We start from the raw sequence: 9,463 nt of genomic DNA, 5'->3' as shown, positions 1-9,463 counted from the left end.
CCGGTAGGTCCCGGCCGCTGGTCGGGGCGTGAATCGGTACGCGCGGAACGGCTGCGGCCGCCGGGATCGATGATCGTCGCACCGGTAGGTCCCGGCCRYTGGCCGGGGCGKGAATCGGTACGSGYRRAACGGCTGSGGCGGGCTGGATCGATGRWCGKCGGRCCGGTAGGTCCCGGCCGCTGGTCGGGGCGTGAATCGGTACGCGCGGAACGGCTGCGGCCGCCGGGATCGATGATCGTCGCACCGGTAGGTCCCGGCCGCTGGCCGGGGCGGAAATCGGTGCGCGCGGAACGGCTGCGGTGGGGCTGTCCCTCGGCCTGGCGGTTTGAATGGCGGACGCCGGTCGCCCAGCCGCGTAAAATGGACGGATGAATACCCCCCAGGACTCCAGCCTCGGTCGCGAGGTTGCTTACCCGTCGCAGTACGATCCTTCGCTGCTGTTTCCCATTCCGCGCCGTGGCGCGCGCGAGGAGATCGGGCTGGACGAGGCGGCGCTGCCGTTCGTCGGCCATGACCGCTGGCAGGCGTACGAGCTGAGCTGGCTGGACCGGCGCGGCAAGCCGCGGATCGCAGTGGCCACGATCAGCGTGCCGTGCACGTCGCCGAACCTGATCGAATCCAAGTCGTTCAAGCTGTATCTCAATTCGCTCAACAGCACGCGTTTCGATGATGACGAGGCGGCGCGGCTGCGTATCACCGCCGATCTGTCCGGGTGTGCGGGCGCGGTGGTGACGGTGCGTTTCGGGGTGCCGGTGCTGGAGGAGGAGGCCGAAGGCGAGTCGCTGGATGCGTTGGACGTGGCGATCGAACGCTATGGTCCGCCGGCGCCGGAGTTGCTGTCGGCCGACGCCTCGCAGATCGTCACCGAGACGCTCAGTTCGGCGCTGCTCAAGTCCAACTGTCCGGTCACCGGGCAACCGGACTGGGCGAGTGTGAGCGTCCGTTACCACGGGCCGCAGATCGATCGGGAGGGGTTGCTCAAGTATCTGGTGAGCTACCGCGAGCACGCCGAGTTCCATGAGCAGTGCGTGGAGCGGATCTTCAGCGAGGTCAGCCAGCGCTGTGCGCCGACGTGGCTGGAAGTCGAAGCGCGCTATACCCGTCGCGGCGGCCTGGACATCAATCCGTGGCGGGCCAGCCCGGGCATCGCGCTGCCGGCCCGCACCGTGCGCGACCTGCGCCAGTAGAGCGACCCCATGGGTCGCTGCCCCGGCACCTGACACCGCGCGCAGCCACCCATGGGGTGGCTCTACCACCGGCCAATGTGGCCGCCCGCCCCGTTCCGCATGTCTTCACATCCACGCCATGCCCTATTAACACGGGCTGTGACACCGTGCCTCCCATGTCGTCAATGAAGACGGGAGTGTGTGGATGAGTACCGATAAAAAAGCCGATTTCTCCGGTGTCACCTCCAGCGTGGACAGCACCGCGCAGAAGGTGGAAAAGGCTGATTTCTCCGGCGTGACCTCATCGGTGGATACCACCGCCGAAAAGGTCGGAGGCACCTACACCGTACAGAAGGGCGACTCGCTGTCGAAGATCGCCAAACAGGAATTGGGCGACGCCAATGCCTGGAAGAAAATCTTCGAGGCCAACCGCGACGTATTGGAGGACCCGGACAAGATCTTCCCGGGCCAGACGCTCAAGTTGCCGCCCAAAGACTGAGTCGCCCCACTAGCATTCCACAGATTCCCAGGGAGGAATTCCATGAAGAAGACGTCCATCAGTACCGCCGTATTCGCCGCCATGCTGGCCACCGTTGCGCTGGTCGGCTGCAAGAAGAAAGAAGACACCGCCGACAACAACGCACAGCCTGCCGCAGCGATGACGCCGGCCGCGCCCGAGCCGATGACCCAGGCCGCACCGCAGCCGATGACCGCTGCCGCCGTCACCGTGTCCAGCGTCACCGTGGGCAAGACCGCCGCCGCCGACAAGAGCGTGGCCACCACGGCGATGTTCTCGCCGAAGGACGACATCATCGTGTCCGTCCGTACCGACGGCRCCGCCAGCAATGCGAATGTCGGCGCCAAGCTGACCTTCCAGGACGGCCAGGTGGCCGGTGAGAATTCGCAGACGCTCAACACCACGGCGGCCGAGACCACCAACATCACCTTCAAGAATGCCAAAGGCTGGCCCGCTGGCAAGTACCGCGCGGAAGTCATGGTAGATGGTAAGGCGGCCGGAACGCCGCAAGAGTTCGAGGTTAAGTAAGCCCGCGCCGACTCTCTCCCGGCAACAGGCTCACGATGGACGCAGCCGCGAGGCTGCGTCTTTTTTTATGGGCCGCCGCCGGACCACAGCGTTCCAGTACGTTTGCGTATGGAACGGCTTTGCTCCGGGGGGCTGAAAACGCGACAATGCGTGGGTTTCCCGCCGTGCGCGCCGTTGGTTGGCGCGGTCCCCGGGGAAAGTGCGGGCCTCGCTCTGCGGTGCCCGGCACGCGACACGGTTGCACGCGGCCCGGCATCGCCGACGGCCATCATTCACGAGATCTGCAAGAGAGCCCTGATCCCCCATGTCGAACACGCCCAAGATTCTCTACACGCTTACCGATGAAGCCCCGTTCCTGGCCACGCAGTCGCTGCTGCCGATCGTCGAGGCCTACACCGCCACCGCCGGCATCGCGGTGGAAACCCGCGACATCTCCCTGTCCGGCCGCATCCTGGCGCTGTTCCCGGATTTCCTGAAGGACGACCAGAAAGAAGCCGACCACCTGGCCGAGCTGGGCCAGCTGGCGACCACCCCGGATGCCAACATCATCAAGCTGCCCAACATCAGCGCCTCGGTGCCGCAGCTGAAGGCGGCGATCAAGGAACTGCAGGACCAGGGCTTCGCCCTGCCGAACTACCCCGACGTGCCCTCCGATGACGTCTCGCGCGATATCAAGGCGCGCTACGACAAGGTCAAGGGCAGCGCGGTGAACCCGGTGCTGCGCGAAGGCAACTCGGACCGTCGTGCGCCGCTGTCGGTGAAGAACTACGCGCGCAAGCATCCGCACCGCATGGGCAAGTGGTCCAAGGAGTGCAAGTCGCATGTGTCGCACATGGACGGCGGTGATTTCTACGGCAGCGAGAAGTCGGCCACGCTGGCTAATGCCGGCAGCCTGAAGATCGAACTGCAGCAGGCCGACGGCAAGACCGTCGTGCTCAAGGAAAAGACCGCGGTCAAGGCCGGTGAGATCGTCGATGCGGCGGTGATGAGCCGCAACGCGCTGGCCTCGTTCGTGCAGGCGCAGATCGCCGATGCGAAGGCCAAGGGCGTGCTGTTCTCGCTGCACCTCAAGGCCACCATGATGAAGGTCTCCGACCCGATCATGTTCGGCGTGGTCGTCGAGGAGTTCTACAAGGACGTGCTGACCAAGCACGCCGACGTGCTCAAGCAGGCCGGCTTCGATCCCAACAACGGCATCGGCGATCTGTTCGCGCGCCTGCCGCAGCTGCCCGAAGCCACCCAGGAAGCGATCAAGGCCGACCTGGCTGCCGAGTACGGCAAGCGCCCGGGCCTGGCCATGGTCAACTCCGACAAGGGCATCACCAACCTGCACGTGCCGAGCGACGTGATCGTCGACGCCTCGATGCCGGCGATGATCCGTGACTCGGGCGGCATGTGGAATGCCGAGGGCAAGCTGCAGGACACCAAGGCGGTCATCCCGGACCGTTGCTACGCTGGTGTGTACCAGGCCGTGATCGATGATTGCCGCACCCACGGCGCGTTCGACCCGGCCACCATGGGCTCGGTGCCCAACGTCGGCCTGATGGCGCAGAAGGCCGAGGAGTACGGCTCGCACGACAAGACCTTCCAGATCCCGGCCGACGGCACCGTGCGCGTCACCGACGACGCCGGCAACGTGGTGTTTGAACACGCCGTGCAGACCGGCGACATCTGGCGCATGTGCCAGACCAAGGACGCCCCGATCCAGGACTGGGTCAAGCTGGCCGTCAACCGCGCCCGCCTGAGCAGCACCCCGGCGGTGTTCTGGCTCGATGCCAGCCGTGCCCACGACGCGCAGGTGATCGCCAAGGTCGAGACCTACCTCAAGGACCACGACACCAACGGCCTGGATATCCGCATCCTGGCGCCGGTGGAGGCGACGGCCCTCTCGCTGGACCGCATCCGCAAGGGTGAGGACACCATCTCGGTGACCGGCAACGTGCTCCGCGATTACCTGACCGACCTGTTCCCGATCATGGAGCTGGGCACCAGCGCCAAGATGCTGTCGATCGTGCCGCTGATGGCCGGTGGCGGCCTGTTCGAGACCGGTGCCGGTGGTTCGGCGCCCAAGCACGTGCAGCAGTTTGTCGAAGAGGATTACCTGCGCTGGGATTCGCTGGGCGAGTTCCTCGCGCTGGCAGCCTCGCTGGAGCACCTGGGCGACCGTTACGACAACGCGGGTGCGACCGTGTTGGCCAAGACCCTGGACCAGGCCAACGGCCAGTTCCTGGACAACGACAAGTCGCCCTCGCGCAAGCTCGGTGGCATCGACAACCGCGGCAGCCACTTCTACATCGCGCTGTACTGGGCCCAGGCCCTGGCCGCGCAGGATGACGATGCCGCACTGAAGGCGCGTTTCGCCCCGCTGGCCAAGGCACTGGCCGACAACGAACAGAAGATCGTTGAAGAGCTGGCCGCGGTGCAGGGCAAGCCGGTGGACATCGGCGGCTACTACCGTCCGGACGTGGCCAAGGCCGCGGCCGCGATGCGTCCGAGCACGACCTTCAACGGTGCGCTGGCCGCGCTGTAAGGTCGGCCTGCCGCACACGCGGTGAGCCATGAAAAACCCGCGCCTCGGCGCGGGTTTTTTGTTGGGCGCAGCATGCCAGGCATCGGTGGCGCCACCCCACGCTTGGTTGCCCGGAAACCCACGGGCAGAGCCACCCCATGGGTGGCTGCTACATGGCCGGGTAAGGTCGCAAAAAGCAGCCACGCATGGCGCGGTTCAACCCTGCCAGATTGTGATCGGCATCGTAGGCTGCCTCGTTTCGATGAAGGCCGCGTCAATATCTGTGGTACAGAACTTGCCTTGTCCCCAAAGGGTTTACCGACCCTTGCAACGTGCGGAAGCTTCAATTCAATCTGTGCGATCCATCACTTATGGCCCGATAACCTTGGCATAGGCTATCGACGATCTTTACTGCAGTAAGTGTGATCTTTCACGGCGCAGGGGAAGGCGATGGCCAGGGTGCTGGTGGTGGGATCGGATATCCAGGGAGAGCACGCTTTGCTGCAGCGCCTGCGCGCGGCCGCCGCATTGCCCGCGGACACGGTGCGCAGTTGCCGCGATCTGGACGACTGCGATCTGTTGGTGATCAAGGACACCCCGGCACTGCGCAACGCCGCACTGCGCATGGTGCGCGAACGCCCACGCATCCAGTTCTGGATCGAAGACCAGCAGGGTCGGCTGCGCGATGGTCAGGGCGACCCGCGCAGCACGCTGGATGATCATGCGATCGAACACGCACTGCGCCAGATGCCGGCCGCACCGGCGCCGATCGAGGAACCGATCGCCGCGCGTGGGGCCAAGGCGATCACCCGCGCGCTGCGCGAAAGCCTGCAGTCGCGTCATGGTCACGCGGTGCTGGCGCTGGATGGCCTACCGGTGCTGCTGCTGGATTTCGAGCAGGACCAGATGGTGGTGCCCGACGGCAGCGGCAACGTGGAATTGGCGCAGCTGCTGTCGGATGTGTTCGAGCGCCTCGCATTGCACGGTATCGCCGGCAAGCGTTACCAGCAGCTGGCAGGCGAGCTCCCACGGCAGTCGCTGCGGCCACTGCTTTGGCAATGGGGGCAACACCCGGCGCACTGGCAGGATCTGGATACGCGCCTGCAACACCATGCACGCGTGCGCCTGCTGCGCTGGCCTGATTTCCGCGTGCTCGGCCATCAGCACGACAGTTTCCGGTTGTGCTCGCTGCTGCTCAAGCGGCCGTGCAGCGTGGACGAATGCGCCTCGCTGCTGGAGATTCCGCGCGAGGCGGTGCGCGCCTTCGTGCACCCGGCCTATCTGTGTGGGTATGCCGCGCTGGACGCGCCGTCAGGCGGCGGCGGGCTGCTGCGCAGCAACGGCGAGGGCGGCGGCCTGCCCGCCCGGATGTGGCGCAGCGTGCGCCAGCGTGGCGGAGGCTGAGCGTGCGCGAACACAAGATCGTGGTGCTGGGCACCATGGGCTGCGGCAAGTCGACGTTGGTGCGGGCGATCGCCGCTGGTGCGGTCATCGACACCGACGTGCACAACAGCGACCGCCAGGGTGCGGACAAGGCGTCGACCACGGTGGCGATGGACTACGCCGACATCGACCTGCCCAACGGCGACCGCCTGCGGCTGTACGGCACGCCAGGACAGCAGCGGTTCGACTTCCTGTGGCCGATCCTGCTGCAGGGGGCCAGCGGCGTGGTCCTGCTGCTGGATGCCACCCGCAGCGCGGCGGTGGACGAGTTGACGGCGTACCTGGCGATGCTGCAGCAGCATGCGGCGCAGGTGCCGGCGGTGATCGGTGTGTCGCGGCTGGACCTGGCTCCGCAGTTCGACCTGGACGCCTGCGCGGCGCAGGCCGGGCGCGAGGGCCGTTGGTTGCCGGTGGTGCCGGTGGATGCGCGTGATCGCGAACAAGGGTTGTGCCTGATGGACGTGCTGATGAGCGAAATGGAAACCGGTGCGCTGGTGGCCGCGCATGGCTGACGGACACGAGGCGCGCCGCCTGGAGCCGGCGCTGCGCGAGCGCCTGGGGGCGCACCTGCAGGGCTTTGCCGATGACATCAACGGGGTGCGCAGCGTGGTGATGGCCAGCGTGGACGGGTTCGCGCTGGTGCCGGCAGCCGGCACCCACGGCAACGGCGAACGACTGGCGGCGATGACCAGCGCGATGCTGGCGTTGGCCGCTGCGGTCGGGCGGGAGCTGGCGCTGGGGGAGCTGGAAGTACTGATGCTCGAAGCCGACGGCGGCAAGGTGCTGATGCTGGCGCTGCCCGCGACGCCGTCACCGCTGCTGCTGATGACCGCGTGCGACGCGCGCTGCGTGATCGGCAAGGTGCTGTGGAGTGCCAAGGAATGTGGCCGCAACATCATGGCCGAACTCAGCGGATCACGAGCCGATCCGCAGGGGAAAACGGGGCTCGATAACCAACGGGGTGCAACATGGCAGGACTCGACGATACCTTGAACGCGCTGATGACCATCGACGGCGCCCAGGCAGTGGCGCTGGTGGATTACGAGAGCGGCATGCTGCTGGGGGAGGCCGGCTCGGGGATGGACATGGAGGTGGCTGCGGCAGGCAACACGGAGGTGATCCGGGCCAAGATGAAGACGGCCGCCTCGCTCAACCTCAACGACACGATCGAAGACATCCTCATCTCGCTGGGCAAGGCGTACCACATCCTGCGCCCGGTCTCGCGCAAGAAGGGTCTGTTCCTGTATCTGGTGCTGGATCGCAACAAGTCCAACCTGGCCCTGGCACGGCGCAAGGTGCAGGACGTGGAGGCCGATCTGGCGCTGTAGGTTCCCTCCGTCGCCGGTCGCGGTGTGGTGGCGACCGGCGGCGCTTTTTTTTCGTGGTTCTTCTCCCAATGCACGGGAGCGTTCTGCTCCAACGGCGTTGGTAGATCGAGCAGGGCGATACGGATTTGCCCAGGTAGTCCAGGCGACGTGTGGCTGGAGCTGTGGCTCCGACCGGGCTTGTCGCGAGCGTGAGGGCCCCGTAGCGGCCGGTAGGCCCCTGGCGCAAATGTCCCCCGGCCTGGCGGCCTCCTCCTTTATTTTGTCCAGGCGCCTACCGGCCGCTACGGGGCTCGGCTTGCGGTGCGCAGGTAGAAGCCAAGCTTCTTTGGCCCGCGGCCGGAGGACATTCGCCGGAAAGGGCATGGGCGCCCAGCGCCCGATCCACCGACCACCGCGCCTGGGAAGGGTCAAAGCGCGCTTCATGCTCGCCACGCGGAGGRCAGAAGAGCCATTCCATTGACCCCGCAGCCGAACAACCGTCGCTGCTACCCGGGCGCGTGGTGTCGTATGGTTGGGTCAGGTCTTTGATGGGTCTGCCTGCATGCGTAGTGCCGATTGCGATGCTCGAGTGCTGGCGGAACTCATCCGCGACGGATTCGAGGCCTACCATGCGCGCTTTGCGGCGGTGACGCGGCGGGCGCGGGTGCGCTTTGAAACGCGTGACTGGGCCGGCGCGCGCGGTGACGCGGTGGAGCGGATCGGGCTGTATGACCACTGTATCGCGCAGACCGTGGATGCGTTGCGGCGCGCCGCCGGCGATGCCATTGGTACGCGCGCGTTGTGGCTGCAGATACGTCAGGCCTACGCCGTGCTGCTCGATGCCCTGATCGATGCCGAGCTATACAAGACCTTCTACAACACCCTGGCGCGGCGGTTGTTCGCCACGAAGGGCGTGGATGCGGCGATCGAGTTCATGGCGATGGACGTGGAGCCCTCCGACGCGATTACCCATCCGGTGGCGCGGCACAGCTATACCGTGTCGGCCAGCCGCCCCGCCGAAGCGCTGCTGCGGGTGCTGGGCGACTATCGCTTCGATGTCCCCTATGCGCACCAGTTGCGCTGCGCGGCGGCGATCGCGGTGCGGCTGCAGGATGACCTGGCCCATTGGGGTGACTATCCGGTGCGCAGCATCGAGCTGCTGGACACGGTGTTCTACCGCGAACGTCGCGCCTATCTGGTCGGCCGGGTATTTGGCGAGCACCGTTTTTCCCCGTGCGTGATCGTGCTGGTCAACGATGGGCAGGGCCTGCGCGCGGAAGCGGTATTGACTGGCCGCCGCGATGTGGCGCATCTGTTCGGGGTCTCGCGCAGCTACTTCCAGGCCGACCTGGCCACGGTCGGCGACGCGGTGGTGTTCCTGCGCAGCCTGCTGCCGGCCAAGCCCATCGATGAGATCTACACCGTGCTGGGCCGCGCCAAGCAGGGCAAGACCGAGCGCTACCGCACTTTCTTCCGGCACTTCCAGGATCATCCGGGCGAGCAGCTGGTGCACGCCGATGGCACGCCCGGCATGGTCATGGCGGTGTTCACCCTGCCCAGTTATCCGCTGGTGTTCAAGCTGATCCGCGACCGGTTCGCCTGGCCCAAGACGATGACCCGCCACCAGGTCGAAGAGAAGTACGCCCTGGTGTTCAACCTGGATCGCGTCGGGCGCCTGCTCGATGCGCAGCCTTATCGCTACCTGCGCTTCCCGCGCGCGCGCTTTGCCCCGGCGCTGCTGGAGGAACTGCTGCACCAGTGCAGCGCCAGCGTCAGCGAAGACGGCGATGAGCTGGTGATCGCGCTGTGCTACGTGCAGCGCCGCTTCCGTCCGCTCAACCTGTACCTGCGCGAGCAGGGCGGCGATGGCCGGCGCAACGCCGCGCTGGACTATGCGCAGGCCATTACCGACATGGCGCGCAACAACATTTTCCCCGGCGACATGCTGCCCAAGAACTTCGGCGTGTCGCGCCATGGGCGCGCGGTGTTCTAC

The 9,463-nt window shown here is 66.3% G+C and carries 8 protein-coding genes and 1 pseudogene; all 9 read left to right on the top strand.

The genetic code is table 11. The annotated features are described in order from the left end of the window. Positions 1-368: 368 nt before the first annotated feature. Complete coding sequence (gene queF / locus ACXJKH_RS10915) at positions 369-1,187, top strand: NADPH-dependent 7-cyano-7-deazaguanine reductase QueF (protein ID WP_457319443.1); 819 nt, start codon at positions 369-371, stop codon at positions 1,185-1,187. Positions 1,188-1,371: 184 nt separating this feature from the next. Beyond that, complete coding sequence (locus ACXJKH_RS10910; protein WP_457319442.1) at positions 1,372-1,665, top strand: LysM peptidoglycan-binding domain-containing protein; 294 nt, start codon at positions 1,372-1,374, stop codon at positions 1,663-1,665. A gap of 42 nt (positions 1,666-1,707) precedes the next feature. Further along, positions 1,708-2,211, top strand: a complete 504-nt coding sequence (locus ACXJKH_RS10905; protein WP_457319441.1) for a hypothetical protein — start codon at positions 1,708-1,710, stop codon at positions 2,209-2,211. Positions 2,212-2,515: 304 nt separating this feature from the next. After that, positions 2,516-4,741, top strand: a complete 2,226-nt coding sequence (locus ACXJKH_RS10900; RefSeq protein WP_457319440.1) for an NADP-dependent isocitrate dehydrogenase — start codon at positions 2,516-2,518, stop codon at positions 4,739-4,741. Between the two features lie 429 nt (positions 4,742-5,170). Further along, complete coding sequence (locus ACXJKH_RS10895; RefSeq protein ID WP_457319439.1) at positions 5,171-6,124, top strand: hypothetical protein; 954 nt, start codon at positions 5,171-5,173, stop codon at positions 6,122-6,124. Between the two features lie 2 nt (positions 6,125-6,126). Beyond that, positions 6,127-6,675, top strand: coding sequence for a GTP-binding protein (locus ACXJKH_RS10890; RefSeq protein WP_256776591.1), 549 nt, complete (start codon positions 6,127-6,129; stop codon positions 6,673-6,675). Beyond that, positions 6,668-7,081, top strand: a pseudogene (locus ACXJKH_RS10885) (roadblock/LC7 domain-containing protein); the annotation flags it as partial. The gene ACXJKH_RS10890 and the pseudogene ACXJKH_RS10885, both read left to right, overlap by 8 nt. Positions 7,082-7,131: 50 nt before the next feature. Beyond that, the gene (locus tag ACXJKH_RS10880) at positions 7,132-7,491 is read left to right on the top strand and encodes a hypothetical protein (protein ID WP_256776593.1); all 360 of its coding nucleotides are present in this window, start codon (positions 7,132-7,134) and stop codon (positions 7,489-7,491) included. 541 nt (positions 7,492-8,032) lie between these two features. Beyond that, a partial coding sequence (gene aceK / locus ACXJKH_RS10875; RefSeq protein ID WP_457319438.1) for a bifunctional isocitrate dehydrogenase kinase/phosphatase occupies positions 8,033-9,463 on the top strand: 1,431 nt, incomplete at its 3' end.

The sequence above is a fragment of the Stenotrophomonas sp. P5_B8 genome, assembly GCF_054049855.1.
This window is presented reverse-complemented; position numbering and strand designations above follow the sequence as displayed.

What these genes read in the sequence shown, in the direction of transcription:
- ACXJKH_RS10910 (WP_457319442.1), top strand. Translation starts at nt 1,372, where the DNA reads ATGAGTACCGATAAAAAAGCCGATTTCTCCGGTGTCACCTCCAGCGTG.
- ACXJKH_RS10895 (WP_457319439.1), top strand. Translation starts at nt 5,171, where the DNA reads ATGGCCAGGGTGCTGGTGGTGGGATCGGATATCCAGGGAGAGCACGCT.
- ACXJKH_RS10900 (WP_457319440.1), top strand. Translation starts at nt 2,516, where the DNA reads ATGTCGAACACGCCCAAGATTCTCTACACGCTTACCGATGAAGCCCCG.
- queF (WP_457319443.1), top strand. Translation starts at nt 369, where the DNA reads ATGAATACCCCCCAGGACTCCAGCCTCGGTCGCGAGGTTGCTTACCCG.
- ACXJKH_RS10880 (WP_256776593.1), top strand. Translation starts at nt 7,132, where the DNA reads ATGGCAGGACTCGACGATACCTTGAACGCGCTGATGACCATCGACGGC.